This is a genomic window from Acinetobacter johnsonii (genome assembly GCF_048551975.1).
GTDB lineage: Bacteria > Pseudomonadota > Gammaproteobacteria > Pseudomonadales > Moraxellaceae > Acinetobacter > Acinetobacter johnsonii_A.
Genome location: NZ_JBIMCF010000001.1, coordinates 400771 through 424095, shown reverse-complemented (window position 1 = coordinate 424095; position 23325 = coordinate 400771). Strand labels below are relative to the sequence as shown.

16 protein-coding genes and 1 tRNA gene are annotated in these 23325 nt (G+C 37.0%); 5 read left to right on the top strand and 12 right to left on the bottom strand.

Features of this window, described 5'->3' with window-relative positions:
• Positions 1–238: 238 nt before the first annotated feature.
• On the top strand, positions 239–1816 hold the full coding sequence (locus tag ACG9ZB_RS02020) for a sensor domain-containing diguanylate cyclase (protein ID WP_419323751.1): 1578 nt from the start codon (positions 239–241) through the stop codon (positions 1814–1816).
• A 118-nt stretch (positions 1817–1934) separates the two neighbouring features.
• Here the strand turns inward: ACG9ZB_RS02020 and ACG9ZB_RS02015 are convergent, their stop codons facing one another.
• From ACG9ZB_RS02015 to ACG9ZB_RS02005, 3 genes are all read right to left on the bottom strand, one after another.
• A complete protein-coding gene (locus ACG9ZB_RS02015) occupies positions 1935–3776 on the bottom strand; it encodes a monovalent cation:proton antiporter-2 (CPA2) family protein (RefSeq protein ID WP_419323749.1) in 1842 nt (613 codons plus the stop codon).
• A 1198-nt stretch (positions 3777–4974) separates the two neighbouring features.
• Positions 4975–6213 (bottom strand): hypothetical protein, encoded by a 1239-nt coding sequence (locus tag ACG9ZB_RS02010; protein ID WP_419323748.1) that lies wholly within the window; start codon positions 6211–6213, stop codon positions 4975–4977.
• Between the two features lie 7 nt (positions 6214–6220).
• Positions 6221–9097, bottom strand: a complete 2877-nt coding sequence (locus ACG9ZB_RS02005; RefSeq protein ID WP_419323807.1) for a type I restriction endonuclease subunit R — start codon at positions 9095–9097, stop codon at positions 6221–6223.
• 119 nt (positions 9098–9216) lie between these two features.
• On the opposite strand from ACG9ZB_RS02005, the gene ACG9ZB_RS02000 reads away from it, so the two are divergent.
• Positions 9217–9528: a hypothetical protein gene (locus ACG9ZB_RS02000; RefSeq protein WP_419323746.1), complete on the top strand. Its 312-nt coding sequence runs from the start codon at positions 9217–9219 to the stop codon at positions 9526–9528.
• Positions 9529–9547: 19 nt separating this feature from the next.
• Here the strand turns inward: ACG9ZB_RS02000 and ACG9ZB_RS01995 are convergent, their stop codons facing one another.
• From ACG9ZB_RS01995 to ACG9ZB_RS01955, 9 genes are all read right to left on the bottom strand, one after another.
• Complete coding sequence (locus tag ACG9ZB_RS01995; RefSeq protein ID WP_419323744.1) at positions 9548–10705, bottom strand: PD-(D/E)XK nuclease family protein; 1158 nt, start codon at positions 10703–10705, stop codon at positions 9548–9550.
• 61 nt (positions 10706–10766) lie between these two features.
• A complete protein-coding gene (locus ACG9ZB_RS01990; RefSeq protein ID WP_419323742.1) occupies positions 10767–12002 on the bottom strand; it encodes a restriction endonuclease subunit S in 1236 nt (411 codons plus the stop codon).
• Positions 12002–13570, bottom strand: coding sequence for a type I restriction-modification system subunit M (locus ACG9ZB_RS01985; RefSeq protein ID WP_419323740.1), 1569 nt, complete (start codon positions 13568–13570; stop codon positions 12002–12004). The genes ACG9ZB_RS01990 and ACG9ZB_RS01985 overlap by 1 nt, the downstream gene beginning before the upstream one ends.
• Before the next feature lie 814 nt (positions 13571–14384).
• A complete protein-coding gene (locus ACG9ZB_RS01980; protein WP_419323738.1) occupies positions 14385–14957 on the bottom strand; it encodes a hypothetical protein in 573 nt (190 codons plus the stop codon).
• A gap of 272 nt (positions 14958–15229) precedes the next feature.
• On the bottom strand, positions 15230–17665 hold the full coding sequence (locus ACG9ZB_RS01975) for a DUF927 domain-containing protein (protein WP_419323736.1): 2436 nt from the start codon (positions 17663–17665) through the stop codon (positions 15230–15232).
• A 104-nt stretch (positions 17666–17769) separates the two neighbouring features.
• The gene (locus ACG9ZB_RS01970) at positions 17770–17997 is read right to left on the bottom strand and encodes a transcriptional regulator (RefSeq protein WP_419323734.1); all 228 of its coding nucleotides are present in this window, start codon (positions 17995–17997) and stop codon (positions 17770–17772) included.
• 103 nt (positions 17998–18100) lie between these two features.
• The gene (locus tag ACG9ZB_RS01965; protein WP_419323732.1) at positions 18101–18802 is read right to left on the bottom strand and encodes a hypothetical protein; all 702 of its coding nucleotides are present in this window, start codon (positions 18800–18802) and stop codon (positions 18101–18103) included.
• Between the two features lie 249 nt (positions 18803–19051).
• Positions 19052–20377 (bottom strand): tyrosine-type recombinase/integrase, encoded by a 1326-nt coding sequence (locus ACG9ZB_RS01960; protein ID WP_419323730.1) that lies wholly within the window; start codon positions 20375–20377, stop codon positions 19052–19054.
• A 168-nt stretch (positions 20378–20545) separates the two neighbouring features.
• A tRNA-Arg gene (locus ACG9ZB_RS01955) sits at positions 20546–20621 on the bottom strand.
• Positions 20622–20799: 178 nt separating this feature from the next.
• On the opposite strand from ACG9ZB_RS01955, the gene ACG9ZB_RS01950 reads away from it, so the two are divergent.
• From ACG9ZB_RS01950 to queF, 3 genes are read left to right on the top strand one after another with little or no spacing between them, the layout of a single operon-like run.
• Positions 20800–21735 carry an ABC transporter ATP-binding protein gene (locus ACG9ZB_RS01950; RefSeq protein ID WP_159127344.1) on the top strand — a complete coding sequence of 312 codons (936 nt, stop codon included), beginning with the start codon at positions 20800–20802 and terminating at the stop codon, positions 21733–21735.
• Positions 21732–22505, top strand: coding sequence for an ABC transporter permease (locus ACG9ZB_RS01945; protein ID WP_419323728.1), 774 nt, complete (start codon positions 21732–21734; stop codon positions 22503–22505). The genes ACG9ZB_RS01950 and ACG9ZB_RS01945 overlap by 4 nt, the downstream gene beginning before the upstream one ends.
• A complete protein-coding gene (gene queF, locus ACG9ZB_RS01940; protein ID WP_419323726.1) occupies positions 22505–23317 on the top strand; it encodes an NADPH-dependent 7-cyano-7-deazaguanine reductase QueF in 813 nt (270 codons plus the stop codon). Before ACG9ZB_RS01945 ends, queF begins: the two co-directional genes overlap by 1 nt.
• Positions 23318–23325: the final 8 nt, after the last annotated feature.

The window sequence follows — 23325 nt, the reverse complement described above, 5'->3', positions numbered from 1 at the left end:
AGTGCTTTTGATTGATTATGCGCTATTGTGTACTATTCATATTATCTTAATGAAAATTAATGTAATTTTTATATAAAAATTATGTATATATTAATATGAAGTTTCTCTATACTTACAAGAATACCAGCAATCAAATTCGAGCGATTTTCACCCAGATTGATTTTCAATCATGAGAATTGAGCTTCTATAGGCATCACAACAAAACTTTAAAAAATCTGTTCTTGGCTTGGGGGCATGAGTGATCAAGAAATCTGTTTTTCATCGTTTAGATTTACAAAAACTTATTTTGATTTTAATTATTGGCTGTGTTTCAAGCTTATTTATAATTTCATTTTTTGTTCTGAACTATGTCATCAAAGAGCAGTTAACCGAAAACTCTTTAGCTGCCAATCAACGCTATGCCTCAAAAATTGCATTTAGTACCGATAAATATTTTGAAAGTATGTTGAGTGAGTTACGCTACAGCGCCCAAATTGTTGGTCAAGATTTCTCCAATCAACAAGTTTTAAAAGCTGAAGTTACGCGTCTTAAGGGGCAATCACAAAAATTTAACTCAATCACGATTATCGATAAAAATGCTTTTATTTTGGAGTACTCACCCGAGACCTTAAATATTAATCAAAAAAAACAATATAAAACTTTAGGTATTACCGAAGCATTAAAACTCAAGAAAACCTATATTTCCTCTCCATACAAAGGTTTGTCAAACAATTTAATTGTGCTGATTGCTCAGCCTATTTTTAATCGTAAAAATGAATTTCTCGGTATCGTCACGGGCTCGATTTATTTGAATAAAGAAAACTTGGTGAGTGAGCTATTAGCTACCACTTATTCTTATAAGAAAAGTTATACTTATGTTGTTGATAATAAGAATAAGATCATCTTCCATCCAGATAAGTCTCGCATTGGCGACTCATTAAAAAATAATACTGGAATGCAATATATTACCTCCCACCCCACTGGAAAGATTGCACTGGTCAATAGTAAAGGGATCGAAAACCTTGCGGGATTTGCAGTAATTCCAAGTGTAAACTGGATTGTCGTGTCGCAACAACCGACGTTAGAGTTATTAAGTCAAGCTAACTCGATCATCGTTAAAGTAACACTGGCTATGCTCGGCTTCTATTTACTCCTGTTCATTTTTGTGTGGAAACTTTCTTACTGGATTTCGTCACCACTCAATAAGCTTGCACAAATGGCCAGCATGTTAATGCGCCCAAATATTGATCAAGATATTAAAAAAATCGATCCATGGTATTTTGAGGCTTTACGCTTTCGCACCGCTCTTTTGCTTAGCTCTAAACATTTTAAAGATGAAATTGCAGAGCTTAAACAACACGTGAATACCGATCCGCTGACGGAACTTTATAACCGCCGTGGTATGAAACTATTTTTAAATGAATTAGAAGCAACCAATACGCCTTTTTCCGTACTGACATTGGACATCGATCACTTTAAAGCAGTAAATGATAACTATGGGCATGATCAAGGTGATCATGTGTTGAAAAAGTTAGCTTCTCATATGAAAAGTAACTTTCGTCAACATGATGTGTGCTGCCGTGTCGGTGGAGAAGAATTTATTGTATTTGTGGTACACGAAGATCCGCAAATTGCCTATATAGCAGCTGAACGACTTCGTAAAACAGTAGCACAAAGCTACATTGACCCAATTGGCACGATCACAGTTTCAATTGGTATTGCCTCGTGGCCTCAAGACTCAGAGAGTATTCAAGATGTGATGAAACTGGCAGACCAAAAACTCTATCAAGCCAAGAATGATGGTCGAAATTGTATCCGTTCGACATCATCGGACTGATATAACTTTCGTTCAATATAAAATTAAGCAAAATCATTCAGTGCTTACAGATCCATCTGTTCAAAAATGAAAAGGCCTAAAATAGGCCTTTTCATGCAAGATGATTCAACTCATATTTTTAAGTTCTATCATCTACTTCAAGCAGTTTTTCTAGTTCTGCATCATTTAACAACTGCCCCGTATGTTGCGGCTTAATCAAGGGTGCTGTAGGTCGTGGGTTACGCTGCGTATATTGTATACCTATGCCTGCTTTGACATCATCAGCTGCAACTTCCGTTTCAAAACGTTGATTATCTAAAGCTCGGATATCCTCACTCACCTGCTGAATTTCATCTTGACTTGCTCCCAATTGCTGCAAGGCCATTTGACCTAAAGCCAATGCAGACTCAAAGGTTTCTCTAACCATCAGACTGACATTTTTCTTGGACAAATACAGCGCGTGTTCACGGTCATAGGAACGAACAATCAGCTTAGCCAAAGGAAATTCAGCATTCACCAACTCTACAATTTTATTAATCGTTTCTTTGTGGTCGACACAGACTAAAATTGCTTCCGCGGCCTCAGCCCCTGAGGCATGTAAAATATCTAAACGACATCCATCGCCATAATAGACATCAAAACCAAATTTTTCCGCATTTTGGATCATGTTGACATCATTATCAATAATGGTCACATCCACACTACGCGCCAATAACAGCTGACTCGCCACTTGACCAAAGCGACCAAAACCAATCATCAATACTTTACCTGTTAAGCCATCGGCAACCCTGACCTGATCAAGAGAACTTTCATCCTGATCAAGGGTAAAGCGTTTAAACAGCACCCCAATGATTGGCGTTAGCACCATAGACAATACGACAATCGCGGTTAAATTAGACTTAATGGTATTGTCAATAATTTGAGCTGTCGTCGCAGCACTAAATAATACAAAGGCAAACTCACCACCCTGCGCCATCAGTAAGGATCGATCTAAAGCTTCGGGATGATTACTCTTGGTCAAACGTGCGACTGCATAAATCATCAGTGCTTTGGTGAACATCAACGCAATTACACCACTGACAATTATTGGCCAATTTTGCCTGACCACTGCCAAGTCCAAAGACATCCCGACGCCCAAGAAGAATAAGCCGAGTAATAAGCTGCGGAAGGGTTCAATATCCGCTTCAATTTGGTGACGGAAAGTCGACTCAGACAGTAACACTCCTGCTAGAAATGCACCCAGCGCCATGGATAAACCACTGAGTTGCATCAGTAATGCCGCACCCAATACCACCAACAATGCCGCAGCAGTCATCACTTCACGTGCTTTAGCAGCAGCTAAAATTTTAAATAATGGATTGAGTAACCAATGCCCTGCAACAATTAATCCAGCAATAGCCAACAGTCCAATACCAATCCCTTGTAAATTGATAGATGAGCTTTCCGCCGCTTGATTGGGTGCCATAAATGCAACCAATGCCAATAAAGGAACGATCAATAAGTCTTCAAACAATAAGATTGCAACGATCTTTTGACCACGTTGTTGATGCAGCTCTCCACGATCATTTAACAGTTGCATTACTATCGCAGTCGATGTTAAGACAAAGCCTGCTGCTCCAATGAACGCAATTTTCCAGCTAAAGCCAAACAACATGCCCATACCCGTTAAGGCAATGATCGAAATAAGGATTTGCAAACTGCCCAAGCCAAAAATTTCTTTCCTCAAATTCCATAAATGCGAAGGTTGCATCTCCAATCCGATGATAAATAGGTACATCACGATGCCGAGTTCAGCAATATGTAAGATGGCTGTGGGATTGTTAAAAAAGGCAAAACCAAATGGCCCAATGATCAATCCAGCAATTAAGTAGCCTAATATCGAACCTAGACCAATACGTTTAAAAATAGGGACGGCAATGACCGCTGCACTCAACAGTACAACAGGCCCAACCAGTCCCAGTGAATCTACTTCTGCACTCATTTTGTTCCTATCTTGGTTATTGGCAGTTTACGCCAATTTCAAATTATTTTAATTTTATTCACTAAAATCTATGCCTGTACGGAGAAGACGTCTCATCAGTGATCTTTTCGTTCTCTATTTCCGAAGACTTATCATCAACCCTTAACATGCTACGAATTTAAGCATTACTTGACATATATATGTTTAAAACTATATACAGCATTGTTGCTATACAGCAAGATTTTATTCGAGGAATACAAAACACCTCACTACTTATGAACAGAAGATAATCAAGACCAGATTTTTATAACAGATAGATACTTAACAATAGTGTTTAGTAAGATTCTATCGTCAAAGATAAATTGTATGGTAAGCCTCACTGGTACATCTTCAAACGTACAGATGATCAACATTTTACTGTCGCTGGGATCTATGATGTCGTGGTGATGGAATAGCTGAATAACCCATTGATGTTAAATATTAAACTCACGATATGGGAAAACCTGAGGGACTTTTAGATTGACTCCTTTTTAAATATTTATATATAAATCAAAATCTTACAGTCTAAAAAACTTCCATTACTTACAGTTCCTTGTATAGACATTTTATGGGATTTAACAGTTTTTATCTTCTACTGCCATAAAACGTACTTTGTTATCAATCAAATTTGAAGAAAGATAAATATCAACTAGAAGTCCCCAGCTCCCTTATGCTGTAAAATATAATTTGGCACTTGAGGATGCTTTTTATCTTAAATCACTTATCCAACTGCTCAATAACGCCGTCCAACTCGTCATATTCTTCGAATATATCTAATTGCCCGATCTTGTATTTGTATAATCCCCATCACATGGAAAACACTGAATGCCTGTTTATGAATGCCAAAGCTCAATAAGTGCATATTGTTTTATAAATACACATTCATCCGATAAATATCATTTAACGAAATGAGACTTTCCAGAGTTATAAAGTATTCAATTACAAACAAGTGAAAATAAACATGAGTACACGGAGCAAAACTTTATTATTTAAAAAATATAAATTACAATAACTTATAATAAGAATATGGTGCGCTCAGCGAGGATGTAGTTTTTATATTAAATAATTGTTTTTATTAAATAATTTAAATTTAAAATTTAATTATATCCTTATATGTATCCTCATTCAAAAATCCACTTTATTTTTACTTAATACTTTTAAAAACCTACTTTCCTCTCTGCTAGTCAAAAGGAAGATTCAAATTTCTATTGGTCTCTACTGTTATCTTCGCTATTGATCTCACTTCTTTATCAATATCATTTACCAAACCTAATGCACATTGATAATGTTCAGCACAAATTTTTCTAACTTCTGGATCTTCATCATTTATTAATTGAGTAGCACCCTCATAATATCGAGCACAAGCTTTGCGAATTTCTACCTCATGATCATTCACAAGTTCATCTACACAATCTATAGTCTCTAAACAAGCCAATCGAACACTCATATCATGATCAGTAACTAGCTCGTTAGCAAAATCTTCATCAACTGCAATACATGCCTTCCGAACTTCTGGATGACGGTCTTGAATCAAGATAGCTGCAGTATGGTAATTATTTAATTCTTTTAAAGCATTTAACTTTAGCTCTGTGTTCTGACTTTCCAAAATCATGAATTGAGCATGCTCTGCTATGACATCTTCTTCATCCGTCATTAACCGAATAGCACAACTTTCATAAAGTTGAACACAAGCTGATTTCACCCACCAATCATCTAAATGATTATCTAAAATTTGTAAGGCTAGACGTTCATCAATACGGCACAGCTCAACCAATTCCTCTGAATCTAAACAGCACCAATCATCATCTTCCAAAAGCCGCTGAATACTTATTTCAACAAGATCTTCATCTTCACTATGCACTAATTTTAAAGCACATAATCTCCAACTTTCAGCGCACTTTTGTTTGATCCATTTGTTCTCTAACTCTACACAAATATCAGCAAAATTATCATCTGTAGCAATTTCATTTTCTAAAATTTCTCTAGCCCTTTCTTTCTCTTCTAGTACATCTGAATCAATTCCCGTTAAGGAAACTGTTTGTAATATATCTGATTGCCACTCAGCATCATTCATCAATATCAGAGGATGACATAACTCCCAATCTAGACATGCTCGACGTACTTCATAGCTATCATCTGCAAATAAATACTTAGCACAAGACTCCCATTTTTCTGCACATGCCGCACGAACAGTAGCATCGCCATCTGCGATAAGTTTTAAGGCTAAAAACTCATAATGCACAGCACACAACTGTCTAATTTCAGCATCTTCATCATGAATTAAGGTTTGTGCAAAGAACTCACTTTTTTCAACACATCGTTTTTTAATATCTTTATCAAAGTACGAAAGGTATTTATTTGCTGTCACTGGATCAGTAAGTAAGGCATCTACTTGAGCATCAATATTCTGCATATCCATTATCTACTCAAAGCCCAGTATAAAAAGTCTGAATGAACTGTTTAGTCTTATCCCATAACTGATTAAACACGTTCTCTCGCTCAAAAAGCTTCACTTTAAAGTTTGGGAGGTCTTTGAGTTCTTCTTTCCTTGGTAAACGCTTCGTGAATTCATAGTTATCTAAAACCGTTTTCATCACTTCAGGTTTCAGATTTTCTTGTTCGCATAAATGCTGGTATGCCTGTTCTTTCTGTACATCCCAATACTCTGCAAAAGCATCTTTGACACTTTGCCCATTAATCATTTTTGGCATGTTTTCTTCAATAAATTTTTGTATCAAGTCTTGCTTATCATGCAAGCTAATATCACTGCCAATCAGATCATGTACTTGGGTTTCGTATTTCTTACGCTGCTCATCTGTTTCAGCATTCACTGCCATCTGTAACAGTGTAAGGATATAACCCACATTGATACGATCACTGTGCAGCAAATCCAATTGAAAATCGACATCATCCAGCACCGAGACTTTTTCTTTCTTGGTGGTTTTTCGAATCGCACAACAGAGATCGGCATATTTAGATGCAAAATTAGCAAAATGCTGTTTATCTAACGCCGTGGCATCTTGGTCATAATCTACAAAGGTCTGTAATTGTGCGTTGTAACGCATCACCTCACGGAATGCCTTAATGAACTCTAATTGAGCCTCTTCTGTCTTCAGAGTATCAACTGACTTATAGTCTGGTGTCATGCCCAATAGCTTAGCGACAGCATCCTCGTAATCTTTTTTGATTTCATCAAAACTTGGGACAAGTACAGTCTTCCGTGCTTCTTTATTGGAAAATAATGCCAATGCTTCATCTGTGGCACGTTTTAAATTACGGAAGCTAATAATATTACCAAATGGTTTTTTATCGTTGTAGACACGGTTAGTCCGTGAAAAAGCCTGAATTAGACCATGATATTTAAGGTTCTTATCGACATACAAGGTATTCAAAGGCTTAGAGTCAAAACCTGTGAGAAACATATTTACGACCAGTAAAATATCAATCTGCTTTTTCTTTACCCGATCTGCAATATCACGGTAATAGGCATAGAATCCATCACCAGAGTTATAATTCGTGCCGAACTGAGCATTATAGTTGGCAATGTAGCGATCCAATTTATCACGACTAGACTGATTGATTTGGCTCGGAGCATCAGTTGATTCTTCTTGAATCAATCCATTTTGGTCGTTGTTCTCAACAGCTTCATTCGCACCGTAGGAGAAAATGGTCGCAATGGTGAGAGGTTTAAATAATCGACCCTCCGCTTCGTCTTGTTGTTGCTTCTCAGCTTGTACCTTTTCAAACAGTTCATAATACTGAGTTAAGGTATCCACTGAACTGACACAAAACATTGCGGTAAATTCACGGTTTTTGGTTTTAGTATCGTGCGTATCAACGATATAACGGGCAATCATTTCTAATCGCTGCGGATTGTCATATAGCTCTTGGGTATCAATCCCCTCAACATCCTCGTCATAGTCAAGATTGTTTTGCATACCTTTAGCAGTATATTTGCCACGGTAATCAATTTGGAATTGAAGTACGTTACGGTCTCGAATCGCATCCACAATGACATATTGATGCAGACAATGATTGAATAAATAATCTGTGGTGAGTTTTAAACCTGCTTTGGATTGACTATTTTCCTCAAAGATCGGTGTTCCCGTGAATCCAAACATTTGTGCATTGCTGAAGAATTTTTTAATGTTCTGATGGGTATCACCAAATTGGCTACGGTGACATTCATCAAAGATAAACACCACTTTTTTATTTTTAAGATAATCAATCGATTCTAAATAGCGGTCTGTGCTAATCGCACGATTTAACTTTTGAATAGTGGTCACAATCAGCTTGTCGTGGCGTTGATCGAGTTGCTTGACCAAAGTATGCGTGCTGTCTGTGCTATCCACACTCTCAGCTTTAAAAGCATTAAACTCACGTGAGGTTTGCGTGTCGAGGTCATTACGATCCACCACAAATAAAACCTTTTCAACATCGGGCATATTCATGATGATCTGACTGGCTTTAAATGAAGTCAGGGTTTTACCTGAACCTGTAGTGTGCCAGATATAGCCGTTCTGATCGGAGTTTTGCACATGCTCCACAATTTTCTGTACTGCATAAATCTGATAGGGACGCAGCACCATCAGGCTTTTGATGGTTTCTAGCAGCACCATGTACTGGGTCAGCATTTGGGTCAGATGCTGCTGATTTAAAAATGCTTCGGCAAAGTCGACAATTTCATTGATGTGTTTGTTATGGACATCCGCCCACGGAAAGGCAAACTCGATGCCTGTAGTACCGTTTGAATAGTAGCGAGTATTTGCACCATTACTAATCACAAAAAGCTGAATAAAACCAAACAGTCCTTGCCCTGCCCAATAAGCTTCACGAATATAGCGTTGCGTTTGATTGAAAGCTTCGGCAATTTCCATGCCTCGTTTTTTCAGCTCGATCTGTACCAAAGGCAAACCATTAACCAAGAGTGTGACATCAAAACGGCTGGTTCTGCCATTATAGTCGCGGTGGTCGATAGTGATTTGATTGGTGACTTGGTATACGTTTTTGCTTGGGTCATCTGATAAAAAGAAGATGTGCTTGCTTGTACCATCATCAAATTTAACAGGAAACTGGTCACGTAGATTTTTAGACCGTTCAAATACCGTGCCTGTATTTAGAAAGCTAATGACCTGCTTCCATTCAGTTTCTGACAGTGGCGCAAGTCCATTGGCACGTTCAATTTGTGTTTTGAGATTAGACAGTAGTTGGCGTTCATCCTTGATGGTAACGGTTGCATATCCTAGCCCTTGCAGTTGTGCAATCAATTCATTTTCAAGTTGATATTCACTTTGTACTGTCATGCTTACCATATTTAATTCTTTATATGTCATTTATTTCTATGATATTAATTCACTTAATGTTGAAAATAAATTGTTGATTAGTATAAATTTAAAGGTTTACACATAATGCTTAAATTCAAATGCTAATCAATTCAAAAGGCTTTACTTTTCTTACCCTAATTCATGGCATCAATACCCAAGGGGTTATCACTCATCCCTATGTGGTGACACGTGGAAAAGATAAGGGATATTTTCAATACTCAATCAATGGAAGCAATACATTTAAAAGAGCTACCTTAATTGAATTATTGGATATGCTTATTAACGGGGAATTTAATGATATTGGTCGCATTCGGATGCGTTATATGGACTATCCCACGAAATATCAAAATAATGCCCTCTCTCCTGTGTTTAACAAATCAGAATTAATTGCTTTTAGAAAGACTTTATAAGACTCAAAAACAGAGTGCATTAGCACTCTGTTTTTATTTTCCATTCTGTTTCTACTTTATTGAGTCCTACTTGAGTAAACACTAAAAATTGGGCGATTTCTTCAAGATTAAATTCATCAAAATCCCATTTCATACACCAAAATTTCTTATTCCTTTCATACCAAGGCTCACTAGCTTGAAATTTCACTCTCCTTAAATATTGCTTGAGCTTTTTGATAAGTTCATCATTTTGATTTTCAATATGGATATGGACTGAACAACTCATTGGATTTTTAGTTATATGTAGATTCAAAGTTGTATCTGTCCACTTATCTTTCCAATTACTGCCACTAAAACGAATAGCTGGATGGTTTTCTGCCCAAGTATGCCATTTCACAATAGGTTCAAAATCTTCACCAAGCTTATTTTTTATTTCATTATTAATATAATCAATGATTTCCTGATAAACACTATCTCTCAACACCACTAGCTCTTGAATTTTTTTCATATTCTGAACTACGAAATTTATACTTTCCATATTCGTTTCCAATAAGTCTACAAAGCTATCTAAATGTAATAAAAAATCACGCGCAAATATTCCCCACTTATTTATAGAAATTTTGAAGAACTCATGCGCCAATGCTGTTCTTATTTCCAAAGTCAAATCATTGTATGCCAAGCCTAACCACTGCTCCGCATAGCTTATGCCATCTGGGCATAAAATGAGGGGGACTAATTCTTTTTCAAAATAGCTTTCTTCTTTTTTTGTTAGATTACTAAATTCTTTTAATTTTTTTCTACCCCATGCCAAATAATCTGGGAAAGGGTTTTTCTGATAATGATAGACCTTAACCTCAACTATAATTAATGCTGTATCTGTTTCTACCCATAGATCAATAAAGTTACCTTTATCTGTTTTTTGTTGTGTAGATACCTTTAAAAAGCTTCCAAAATCAAAATCTTCATACTCTTCTTTATCATTCAAGCTATTGATGAAGCCATCATAAAAACTCGTTCCTAATCCATGCTTTTCATTTGGATTAAGAAAAAATGATAGAAGCTCAGTAATTGGATTTTCGTGATGATTTTTTAACGCCGTATCAAAAATTGTCATTTCCCTTTCAGGAATTTTATATTGTTGTGCTTTAAGCAATAAATTTTCATATCGTTGTAATTCTTTATCGTCTAATTCAGCCATGTTTTCCCCATCTAAAATATAAAAAAAGCCAAACCTCCTTATAAGATTTGGCTTTAAAAACTTAAAAAAACATCTGCTGCAACAAGCCTTTTTTCCAAGTTTTCGCTTGTTCAATTTGCTGTGCCACCACTTCAATTTTTTGGTCAATTGCAGATAAGAAATTGGCGATTTTGGTTTGTTCTGCTAGGCAAGGAAATAATAAAGCTACCTCTTTAATATCTGACGCTAAAATATGCTCAATCGTATTACCTGTTTTTATTAAGGCAATTTTTTTCTTTCCGATCTCTGAATAAAAATAATAAACAACAAATTTAGAGTTTATTAACTTTGAAGACTTTGGAGATAGAACTAAAAGAGCATGGCAGTTAGCATTGTCATAATCTTCTGTAACAACAGCACATTCACCTACATGTCCACTTTGTACCATCAAAATATCATTTGTCTTTAGAATGGAGTTTGTCTTTTTCTGATGAAATTCCTGATTGATAAATATCAATCCTGTGGCATCAATTTTACCATTCTTAATATTTTTACCTTGTAAATACTTAACCCCATAATTCACATAATAAGGAGTAGCAACACCAACAAATCCATTTCTAATTTTAGGAAATAAGTCTTTTAGTATCTTCTCCTCCCACTCCCCAAATTCACTGCCATCATCCGCTTTAAAACGAAGCTGCTGGCTAAACAGCTTTTGCATCATGCCTTGTTTGTATTGGCTCAGTAGCTGATGTTTTTGCGTGAGTTGGCTGATCTTTTCATCCACAGCAGAAAGAAAAGAGGCGATTTTGGTTTGTTCTTCTTTGGATGGGAAACCAAAAGGTGTAGCTTTAGCTTGCTCAATCGTAAAATGAGAAATTGTTCCAGTATGAGAAATACTTTTTAAATACTCTCTAAATTTAGGACTAATAAAAAAATTATAAAGGAAAGATCCTTCAACAATTCCTGACGATTTCATCCAAAGTAAATCGGCATCTTTAAAATAAAGAGGCTGATCATTTGGAACTAGGTAAGGAATACCAATACTCCCTCCGCCAGTAACCAATAAATCACCTTGCTTAATTTTTCCTGATTTTTTAGCTAGTTCTTCAAATAACTCTAAAGAAATGTATGCTTTTTCATTTTCTTTATTCTTGAAAATAGAAACTACATCACTAGTACGAAAGAATGGAACGCCAGAATCCTGCCATTGTTCTTTAAAAACACGAGATGCTGAGGAAATTCCAATAATTTTTCCTAATTGCTTACTCGTCCAATCACCATCAAACTCTTTAAACCTTAACTTTGGCGCAACCATTACTTCACCTCCGAAAACGGTGAAACAATGCCTAGCTCTTTGCAGAAATCTGCAATGATGGCATCGGTCTTTTGGCTGTCTTGTTCCAAAGCTTGAAGCTGTTGGGCAATCGCATCCAGATCAATCTCGGCTTCTGCTTCAAAGGTATCCACATAACGCGGAATATTCAGGTTGTAATCGTTGTCTTTAACTTCTTGCAATGTAGCGACATGCGCATACTTTTCAATGTCCTGACGGTTTTCAAATGCCGCAACAATATTCTCTAGATGCTCAGGCAACAGCTTGTTTTGATTCTTCTGCTTTTCAAACTCGTTGCTGGCATCAATAAACAGAATGTTGCCTGTATGCTCACGGTTTTTCTTCAACACCAAAATACAGGTCGGAATAGACGTGCCATAGAAAATATTGGCCGGTAGACCAATAATGGTATCCACCACATTCAACTGTTCAATCAGGTACTGACGAATCACGCCCTCACTGGAACCACGGAATAACACGCCATGCGGTAACACCACCGCCATAGTGCCGTTGTCATCCAGTTGATACAGCATGTGCTGCACAAAAGCCATATCGGCTTTGGAACTTGGCGCCAGTTTGCCATAAGCAGCAAAGCGTTCATCCTGTAAAAATAATGGATCGGCTGACCAGTTGGCTGAAAATGGCGGATTGGCCACCACCGCATCAAACTTTTTATCCAGATGCTGCGGACGGGTTAAAGTGTTTTCCTGTTTGATGTCGAACTTGGCAAAATGCACGTCATGCAGAATCATGTTCATCCGCGCCAAGTTGTAAGTAGTACGGTTCATCTCCTGACCGTAAATCATATCGACATCTTTAACTTCACGTTTTACACGTAGTAACAACGAACCCGAACCGCAAGTCGGGTCATAGACTGAACGTAAACGTTCTTTGCCTTGGGTGACAATCTTCGCCAGTAAGGTCGATACGGTTTGCGGTGTATAGAATTCCCCCGCTTTTTTGCCCGCACCTGATGCAAACTCACCAATCAGGTATTCGTAAGCATCACCCAGTACATCGGCTTCGGTATTACTAATATCAAAATCAATGTCATCTAAATGACTCAGGACTTTCGCCACCAGTGCATTACGGTCACTGGCATTATTGCCGAGCTTGGTCGAGTTTAAATCCAAATCTTCAAACAGATTGGCAAAGTCATCGGCAGAGTCAGTACCTAACGTGCTTTGTTCAATTGATTTTAAGGTCGCAGTTAAATCATCCAGAATGAATTCGCCCTGACGACCACGCTGTGCCAAGCTATGAAACAGCTGTTTTGGCGTGAGCGCATAACCCACTTCGGCAATGGCATTCTTTTTGATTTCTTCGATATACGGTACATGCTCAGGATTGTTTTCATCCAGCTCAAGAAAGCTGACTTCTTCGCCATCCAGCAATTCATTAGCAAAATTAACCGACTTTTCCGATAAATATTTAAAGAAAATAAAGCCGAGGATGTAATCACGGAACTCATCAGCTCCCATTTTCCCACGTAAAGTATTTGCGATATTCCAGAGTTGTTTTTGCAGTTGTTGGAGTTGCACTTGGGTCATGTTAAAAATCAACCAAAATCATTATTTTAAGATGACATTACTTTGCCATATCTGTGCACTTTTTATAAGTTATATTCCTTATAAATCGATTTAAAGTTCACATTAGTTCATATTTCAATATCTTGATTCAAGAATGCGAACCCTTTATAGAAACAAGACGTTTTACGCTAAGTTCATTCATAGAATGAAGCGTGCGCAGACTGTACGCAGCTAGACATTTTTAGGTACAAGTGCGCACACTGATTATCATTAAAATAAAAATAAAATTTATTATTAAAAATAAAATTTATTATTAAAAATCAAATTTTTAATAAAATATAACCTTTAAAAAAACGACTATATCCGTTAAATTCCTACAGGCTTTACGAAGATATATCGTGCGCAAAACTGTGCGCAAAATGGTACGCACTCCAATATTTTTAGATGCTTGCGCACACTTACAAATCACTCGTTTTCATTCGTTCATATTTTCAACACCTAAAATAATTAAAAATTAATAATAAAAATCAATATCTTATTAAAATAAGAATACTTTAAGAAACCATTGTACACCTCATAAAAGCTCATCATCTTTTTGTAAAATACACCGTGCGCACGACTGTACGCACCCAAATGGCTATTTTTTTATTATGCGCACGTTAAATCAAGACCGGCTAGACAACTAGTTCAATGTTCTTTATGAAGTATCTTTACCTTATATATCAATTCACTAATCATTTTTCGCACTAAAAAAGTATGGTTTTTAACTATTGATTCAGGTTTGATTTCATTGAAATCCGGGAATAAAAAAGCCCTTTTAAAAGGGCTTATATTTTTATTTATTTTGCTCTAACAAAACTTGCTTAATAACTTTCCAACCTGATTCTTCATCTAAGGCTAAAGTGTATTTAAATTTATTGGCAGGAAAATTATTCCCCCCGTCTTTACCGCCATAAATATCATCTGCATAGTTCCAACTAACGATCTCCAACAAACCGTCTTGTGTCTTCTTCATAGAGTTTATAAAACGGTAATTAGTAAAAGATGATCTAGTCGCCCATGCCTTCTCGTTATTATCACCTAAAGCATCATCAGTATTTACTAAAAATGGACGGCTTTTTGAGTATCTTGATACCTCAGAAATATATGCTGACATTGTACCTGAACCACCTTCACATCCTTTATCACCGCTCCAAAGAACATAATAGGTTGAACCTGTATAATCTTCTTCAGGAGGATGAATATTTACAATGTCCTTCAGTTCAACCTTACTTGTTGCACAAGCTACAGCATTAATATACTGATTCATCATTTTCATAATTGCTTGTTTATCTTGAAATTCAGTTGCGAAAGCAGCATTAGAAAAAACCCCTAAAGTTAAAGCAGCAACAATCGTTTTTTTCAGCATTAATTTCCCCTCTAGAATATGAATTATTGCAGCTCATATTAGTTTAATTTTCAATAAATAAGAAAAAATATTGATAAAATTTATATGCAACATCGGCAACAAAGGCAACATACCCACCACATAAGCCTTTACACCGTTGCCTATGTAAAATTGACTCGGGTAACAAAGGCAACAACCTATTCAATGTTGCCCTTGTTGCATCTGATTAATTTGCAAGGCAACACACTACAAGCCTTTTTTACAAGCCTGTTGCCCTCGTTGCCTGTGTTGCCTTATGAATTATCCATATCCCAACTAAAGATTGATTCTTTAATGGCATAAACACGGATGGATTGACTTCTATTTGGCAATCGGACGGTTTTAGTTTTCTTCGCAGTATCATGCTCAAGTAGATGATGTTCCATAAGTACCTTTGCCACCTTGCGACTGTCATAACCTTTACAGACTTCATTTTTAAATTGCTCAGGCAATACATAGAAAATCTTTTCATCCTTTTCGATCTTCCAATAACCAACACGATTCACAATACGTTCATGGTTCTCTGGATCAGGTGTAATGGCTTCAAAACGACTGGATTCATTCGCTTCAAAAAATGCTTTGACCTGTGCAATGATTTCTCGATTCTCATAATCACCTACATGCTCAAAACCACTTAACCAGTGCTTAAATACTTTGGCAACGGCGTTAAATGCTGTGCCTGTTTGCCATCCTGTAATCTTGGCTTGTGTTGCCATTTCCCCAGCCGTTGCAACCATCGCAAAGTAGTTTGCAACTCGACTGATATGCCCTTGAGTATGTTCAACTATCAAACTTTCACGATATTGGTTTAAAAGCTGTTTTGCTTGCTCCATACGCTCAGGTTTATTGTTGCTGAGATAATCCAACCATGCTTCACTTGCCACGCCGTAGCAGTCATTCATACGTTTGCTTAATTCAATCGCTTGCTTAGCACCATCCTCTGCAAAATCCAAGCAATCAAACACACCATATTGAGATTGATCTATATCAATATCAGCGAGTCTGATTTCCTGTCCTAGCTTGGTCTTTTGACCTTGCTCGAGCATGATTTCTTTCATGCTCTTTTCACCACTGGATAGAAAAATCACTTTCCATTGGTACATGGGCTTGGCTGTAATTTGCTTGGTCATACGCCCCTTACCAATGCCATTGGCAAGCATGTAGATAATATTGCCAAGCTCTTTTGGATAGGTAATTTCTCCGATTTCATCCAACACTAAAAAGCTGTCATTGTGCATATAGGCTGTATGCTCAAGTGCATTACCTGTTGCTCTCCATGTACGATAAAACTGTTCAGGATTGCCCCATACAGAACATGCAAGGTTTAAAGCTGTGCTTTTGCCTTTGGATGTGCCTCCTTTAAAATGAAAACCACATCCCTGTTGTTGTAATGGTCTAAGTAATTGACCTGCAAACGCTGTACACAAGGCAAAGACTAAAAAGCTGTGTTGCTCCACCAATTGCGCTACTTGACTTCGCCATTGTTCCAATGTGCCTTTCCTTTTATAGCGATTGTCTAAGCCTGTCACCGACTGATAAACAATGTGTTCATTCATCTCCCCATAGTGTTGATGGGGCAACACAAATACATCACCATGCCAACCGACACGATTCACACATAAGGCATATTGCTCGATGGGATAATTCATCAAGTAACACTGGAATAAGTTTCTGCCTCGTTGATCGGATGCAATCCTCACGCCCTGATTGGCTAATGTGGTGCGAAGTTCTTTGCCATCCGTTTGGAAAAGCTCCATTGCCACAGCTTGAGTATGTTTGACCTGTTTGTCATCGTGCCACTCCAACAACACACCCCAATTATTACTGGCGTCATCTCTTGTTTTGGCTTTGACCAAAATCGGACTGCAGATAAAACGTGTATGGGTATCACCCTTGCTATCTTCATCTACAAAAAATATGCCGTCCTGTTTGATATGAAAATATCCTTTCTCCCATTTCATTGGCTTGGCAATATGTCCTTTCGGCAATGTGTATTGCTCAGTCAAAAATGCAATAGCATCCTGTAAAAATGCTTCAATTTCCAAAGCATCTTCATCCTGTGATAGTTCGGTTAGATATTCATTTTCCTGTATCAACTGAAATTGATTAAGCAGTCTAAGTTCTGTGTGTTGCTCCAGCTTTTGAAATGGCTTAAGCTGTATATGTTCGGCTCTGACTGGCATATATAAGCGTTTATATCCAGCTTTGGATAATTGATTCACCACAGTTTGAATCTGCTCAAAATCGAATGCCTTGAGTTCTTTTAATGTCTGTCTGCATAAGTCTTGTAATATCACCAATACAACGGCGTAACTCGTTTGAGCAATTTTGAAAAATGTTTCCAAACTGTATGTGATAATCACAGGATGATCTTTTTGCAATTCGCCATAGTAAGCGAATCCTTTTTCCATTCTATCAGGAATGACTTTTACAGGCTGTTGGTTCTGTAATACGGCACATTGCACCAGTTCAAGCTGTGCATTATGTACAGGTAAAATCAAAGGCTGTTCATATTGAACACCGTTTAAATTGACGGTCAGTTCATCTATATGAATAGTTTGTTCAGGACTGCCAAAACGTTCAATCACAGGATGACGCAAATAAGCGTCATCTTGTGGATTATGTTTTAAGCAATTTGCTAGAATGTCCAAAGGCTTTTCTAAGCTCGGGGTTTCATGAGTACCAGTCATGTAAGCTCCTCAAATATTCCGAATAACAAAATCAATGATGAATAGCAGCACAATAAAAATTGCGCCTTAACACGTACGCTTGAATAAATCATTAATAATTGATTTCATTCGTGAACCTCGTTCTGAACTGCATCGAGTTTTTTCATTTGGGCTTTGTGCCATTCAATGATTTGTATGTAGTCGAAATAAACAGGACTTTGCTTTGAAGTTCCTTGTTTCAATGCTTTGGGGAAAGTTGGATCATTACGTACCAATGAGCGCAATGTTTCACGGCTCACATCAAGAAGCTGACATGTAGTTTTAAATTGGATGCGAATTTGAGAAATAGCCATAAAATGCCCATACATAAAAAAGTATGGGTTAATTCTTATATATCACCACTTTTATAACATTGTATTTACAAAAAACTCTTATTTAAAAACCATAATAATTAATCTAAATCTTTATTTTATATTTATTAAATTCTTTATTTGCTGTAGAAAAAACTCTTCTTAGCTTTTCAGCTGATAACTTTGCATCTGTATCTTTAGTCATATCTTCAATAGTAATTGCTATCAAATCTTGAACTCTATCGGAACGCCCTAGACCTCTTTGATAAATTTTTCTTTCTTCTAGCATGGCTCCTATAATTTCTAAATATTTTTTAGATAACTCAGCTGTGATAATTTCTTTAGATTTTTTATCAATTTGAGTCCCTATTTTCTTTAATTTTGGATAATTCTTTTCAGCGTTTATTTCTAAGAAATTATTCTTACTGATACCAATTTCATTTAACCATGCAGTAAGAGGCTCAAAATCGTAAACTTCTGAAATTTTCCAAAAATAATCTTTATATTTTTCTTTACTTGTACTACTTATTTTTTTAGGAGAAGCATTTTTTACAAAATCTAATTCATCTTCAAGCTCCCTAATAATTTCTGCTGTTCCTATTTCCCATTGACTATTTTTACCATCGTTAATATCAACAATAGTTTTATCTTCATAACAATAAAAACACCTGATATGTTTTTCGATTTTATGATAGATAAAAAACTGGATCACATCCCTTATAGGCTCCCCCAACCCTGCAATCTTCTCGATAGTATCAGTAATAGACATATATTCATCAGTGAGTCGAATATGATCAAGTAAAGCCATTAATCCCCCTTAAAATTAAGTAAAAATATCAGTATGCAAATATTCTACAAAGTTTTATGTAAGTATAATTTTTTATATTTTGTCATCTTATTTTGATAAATGGAATAAGCTGTTCATTTTTCAATTTGTTATCAATAAGTTGGAAAATTAGTCGTCTAAAATAGATCTCTTCTTAAAAAAACAGAATATTAATATCTTGATACAGATAATCTATCTCCAGAAATTAACCAATTTTTTTTTACATGTCTTTCATTGAATTAGCTTTGCATATTTAAAGTTAATCCCATCATTCTTTGATAGTTGCTGAGAAAAATCATAGGGACTGATATAGCTTTCTTGATTTGCTTCTAAATAGTCACTCCACCAATTCAGCATGGCTTTACGTTCTTCCATATATTCCGCTTGATGTGTATAAGCCAAACGCACTTGGTCACGTTCTTGATGACTCATTTGTTTTTCTACAGCTTCTTTTTGAAACAAGGTACTTTGTACCAATGCGGAACAAGCCATCCCCCTAAAACCATGCCCACATATATCTTTTTCAGTGTCATAACCAATACGGCGCAAAGTATCATTTACAACCTTGTCACAGATAAAGCCTTGAGGGTCACCATTCTTCGGAAAAACATTATTGGTCATTCCACTATACACTTTAATCTCATTCAAAATTGAAAGTACTTGAGGTGACAGGGGTATTAAATGTTCCATTTTCATTTTTGCGCCACGATCAGAAAATCTTTGCCCTTTTACCAACTCTCGTACTGCTGGTATCGTCCAAATTGCATTTTTAAAATTGAATTCTGACCAACGTGCGAAACGGATTTCACTTGACCGAGCAAAGACATGCAAAGTAAATGCTGTGCATAGTCGTGTTAAAAGATAGCCATTATCGGCTTTAAGCCTTTGCAGTAGCTCAGGCAATTTCTCTAACGATAATTGTGGATAGTGTTTTGTTTTTTTAGTGAGTACAAATACATCTTTTAAGAAATAAGCTGGGTTATCCTCAATCAAGCCTCTAGAAATTGCATAAGCAAAAATGGCATTAAAACGCTGGCGTGATTTCTTTAAGACTTCGGTTAAGCCTTTTTCTTCTATTGAACGTAAAACTGTGACTAAATCTTTTGACTTCACTTCATCAATCGGTTTATCACCAATTAAAGGAAAGACATAGGTTTCTAAAACGCGTAAAGCCTTAATAGAAGTATGCTCAACCCATCTGCCTGTATTGGTATATTCCTTATGCCAATCCCTAGCCACTGATTCAAAACTAAATGCATTACTCTTTTTAATTTTTTGAGTGGTTTCATATTCGATGGGGTCTATATCTTGAGCAAGTAGCTTTTCATATTCACGGCGTTTATCTCTCGCCTGTTTTAAAGTTAAAGATGGAAAGTTGCCTAATGTCATCAATCCATCTTTACCATTGGCTTTTTTATATTTATATCGCCATACCTTTGTACCGGTTTTGCGAACGAATAAAATTAAACCATTCCCATCATATAAAGAATAGTCTTTATCTTTCGGTTTTGCGCTTGAACACTTCGAATCTGTCAGGGGGGTAATATGCTTAGCCATAGTAAATAAGGATACAAAAAATGATCGAATCCATTATATCCTCATTTATATCCTTATTCTTTGCAACTGTATCCTGATAAGTTAAGGTATATTTTGGTGTATAAATAAGATTAAGATACTAATTTTAAATAACTTTTAACTATATTTTGTTTTATTCTTTTAAGAAATTGGTGCGCTCAGCGGGACTCGAACCCACGCCACAGGCTTCGGAGACCTGTACTCTATCCAGTTGAGCTATGAGCGCGCGAGCACATCATATCAAAAAAAATCACAAGGTAAAGCATCTATCTAGCTTAGAGTGATTTTCCTGCTTATGCTTTATACAATGTTCCATATCTGCAACACAGAATTGCGAGTAGATTACTTGGTTTATTAGGCATAATCGCTCACAATAGTGCCACTATTAATCATTCGAGAATTTCATGACTGATGCATTGACGTTAAGAGATTTGTCTAAAACCTATAAAAATGGGTTTCAGGCTTTAAAAGGCATCGATTTAACTGTTCCTGAAGGCGAGTTCTATGCCCTTCTTGGACCCAATGGTGCAGGCAAATCTACAACGATTGGTATTATCAGCTCATTGACTAAGAAAACCTCAGGTACTGTCGAAATTTTTGGACATAATCTCGACACACACCCCTCTCAAGCTAAACAATGCTTAGGAGTTGTACCTCAAGAGTTTAACTTCGGTCAGTTTGAAAAAACCTTCGATATTTTAGTCACACAAGCGGGCTATTATGGAATCCCTAAAAAAATTGCAGAAGTTCGTGCTGAAGAATATTTAGAAAAACTCGGCTTATGGGAAAAACGCGGTGTTCAAGCCCGTATGCTTTCGGGCGGTATGAAACGTCGCCTGATGATTGCCCGTGCCATGATGCATGAACCGAAACTTCTTATTTTAGATGAACCCACGGCAGGGGTTGATATTGAGCTACGTCGTTCGATGTGGGACTTTCTCACAGAAATGAACAATAAAGGCACATCGATCATTTTAACCACACACTATTTAGAAGAAGCGGAAATGCTGTGTCGTCGAATTGCCATTATTGATCGTGGTGTCATTAAAGAAGACACCAGCATGAAAAATTTCCTCAATCAACTCAATGAAGAAACCTTTATTTTTGATTTGGCCGCGCCGATTGAGCCGATTCATATCGACATCATTGGGGTTCGTTTCCATTTAGTCGATGCTGTGACTTTAGAAGTGACTATGGATAGAGCACATACCCTCAATGACTTATTTCAATTACTCGAAGCGCAAGGAATCCAAGTTCGTAGTATGCGAAACAAATCCAACCGTTTAGAAGAACTGTTTGTGAAGATGGTCGAAAAAAATCTTGAAGGAACTACGCCATGAACTTAAATCAACTTAGCGTAGCTTTATATACTCTGGTGCATAAAGAAATTCGCCGCTTTATGCGCATCTGGCCACAAACCTTGCTTCCACCTGCCATTACCATGAGTTTGTACTTTGTGATATTTGGTAATTTGGTCGGTTCTCGTATTGGTGAGATGGGTGGTTTTAGCTATATGCAGTTCATCGTACCTGGACTAATTATGATGGCGGTGATTACCAACAGTTATGCTAACGTTTCTTCGAGCTTTTTTAGTGCCAAATTTCAAAAAAGTATTGAAGAGCTGATCATGAGCCCTGTACCTTTGCATGCAATTTTATGGGGCTTTGTCTTAGGCGGTGTCTGTCGTGGGGTCTTGGTCGGTATCATTGTGACAGCCATGAGTTTATTTTTTACCGACCTTTATATTACCAATTGGTTTGTTACGATTTACACCGTCTTGGTCACCTCATTCTTATTTTCACTGGGTGGTTTTATCAATGCGGTGTATGCCAAATCTTTTGATGATATCTCCATTATCCCAACCTTTGTGCTGACGCCTTTAACTTATTTAGGTGGCGTATTTTATGCCATTTCAGCACTCAGCCCTTTTTGGCAAAATCTATCGTTGATCAATCCGATTGTATATATGGTCAATGCTTTTCGTTTCGGTATCTTAGGTCATAGCGATGTTAACGTCGTCGTCTCCCTACCTGTTATGACCATATGCTGTGCAGTGCTTTATGGCATTGCTTACTATTTACTTTCTCGTGGTTCAGGAATGCGTGAATAATGAGTGTAGAACATTCTCTTTTGGGTAAAGACACCAATTACCCTACAACCTATCAACCCGACATTCTTTTTCCTATTGCACGTGCCACAGCACGTGAGCACTATGCGCATGTTGAAGGTGTTCAACAAGGTAAAGACTGGTGGCATGTTTTTGAAATTTCTTGGTTAAATCATCATGGTGTTCCTCAAGTTGCGATTGGTCGCATCAGTCTGCCTGCCACCTCGCCCAACCTGATTGAGTCAAAATCATTAAAACTCTACTTTAATAGCATGAACTTTACTCAGTTTGAGTCTAAAGCTGAGTTTAAAGAAACAGTCGAACAGGATTTATCGGCGGCGGCTGGTGCAGATGTGAATATTGATCTTTTTCATGTCGATGATGTGGAAATTAGTCAACCTGAAGGCATCTGTATAGATGAACTGACTCCGACCCAATTGGAAAATCATCCCAATGCAAATCTATTGGCATTAGATGATGCAGCAGAAGATGTTGAAGTACAGATTTACTCGCATTTACTCAGAAGTAACTGTCCAGTCACTGGACAACCTGATTGGGGCACGGTATTTATCCGATATAAAGGTAAAAAGCCTTGTTATAACAGTATACTGGCTTATATTATCTCTTATCGTCAGCACAATGGTTTTCACGAACAATGTGTGGAACAAATATTTGCCGATATTTGGCAAAATTTGAAACCTGAAAAGCTGATGGTGTACGCAGCTTATACACGCCGTGGTGGTTTAGATATTAACCCTTGTCGTGTGTCAGATGTGTCATGGATACCCCGCCCAATTCGATTGGCGCGACAATAAAATAAAGA

Coding starts and splice junctions, on each gene's coding strand:
- ACG9ZB_RS02015 (WP_419323749.1), bottom strand. CDS start 3,776: ATGAGTGCAGAAGTAGATTCACTGGGACTGGTTGGGCCTGTTGTACTG.
- ACG9ZB_RS02010 (WP_419323748.1), bottom strand. CDS start 6,213: ATGGATATGCAGAATATTGATGCTCAAGTAGATGCCTTACTTACTGAT.
- ACG9ZB_RS02005 (WP_419323807.1), bottom strand. CDS start 9,097: ATGACAGTACAAAGTGAATATCAACTTGAAAATGAATTGATTGCACAA.
- ACG9ZB_RS02000 (WP_419323746.1), top strand. CDS start 9,217: ATGCTAATCAATTCAAAAGGCTTTACTTTTCTTACCCTAATTCATGGC.
- ACG9ZB_RS01995 (WP_419323744.1), bottom strand. CDS start 10,705: ATGGCTGAATTAGACGATAAAGAATTACAACGATATGAAAATTTATTG.
- ACG9ZB_RS01990 (WP_419323742.1), bottom strand. CDS start 12,002: ATGGTTGCGCCAAAGTTAAGGTTTAAAGAGTTTGATGGTGATTGGACG.
- ACG9ZB_RS01985 (WP_419323740.1), bottom strand. CDS start 13,570: ATGACCCAAGTGCAACTCCAACAACTGCAAAAACAACTCTGGAATATC.
- ACG9ZB_RS01980 (WP_419323738.1), bottom strand. CDS start 14,957: ATGCTGAAAAAAACGATTGTTGCTGCTTTAACTTTAGGGGTTTTTTCT.
- ACG9ZB_RS01975 (WP_419323736.1), bottom strand. CDS start 17,665: ATGACTGGTACTCATGAAACCCCGAGCTTAGAAAAGCCTTTGGACATT.
- ACG9ZB_RS01970 (WP_419323734.1), bottom strand. CDS start 17,997: ATGGCTATTTCTCAAATTCGCATCCAATTTAAAACTACATGTCAGCTT.
- ACG9ZB_RS01965 (WP_419323732.1), bottom strand. CDS start 18,802: ATGGCTTTACTTGATCATATTCGACTCACTGATGAATATATGTCTATT.
- ACG9ZB_RS01960 (WP_419323730.1), bottom strand. CDS start 20,377: ATGGCTAAGCATATTACCCCCCTGACAGATTCGAAGTGTTCAAGCGCA.
- ACG9ZB_RS01950 (WP_159127344.1), top strand. CDS start 20,800: ATGACTGATGCATTGACGTTAAGAGATTTGTCTAAAACCTATAAAAAT.
- ACG9ZB_RS01945 (WP_419323728.1), top strand. CDS start 21,732: ATGAACTTAAATCAACTTAGCGTAGCTTTATATACTCTGGTGCATAAA.
- queF (WP_419323726.1), top strand. CDS start 22,505: ATGAGTGTAGAACATTCTCTTTTGGGTAAAGACACCAATTACCCTACA.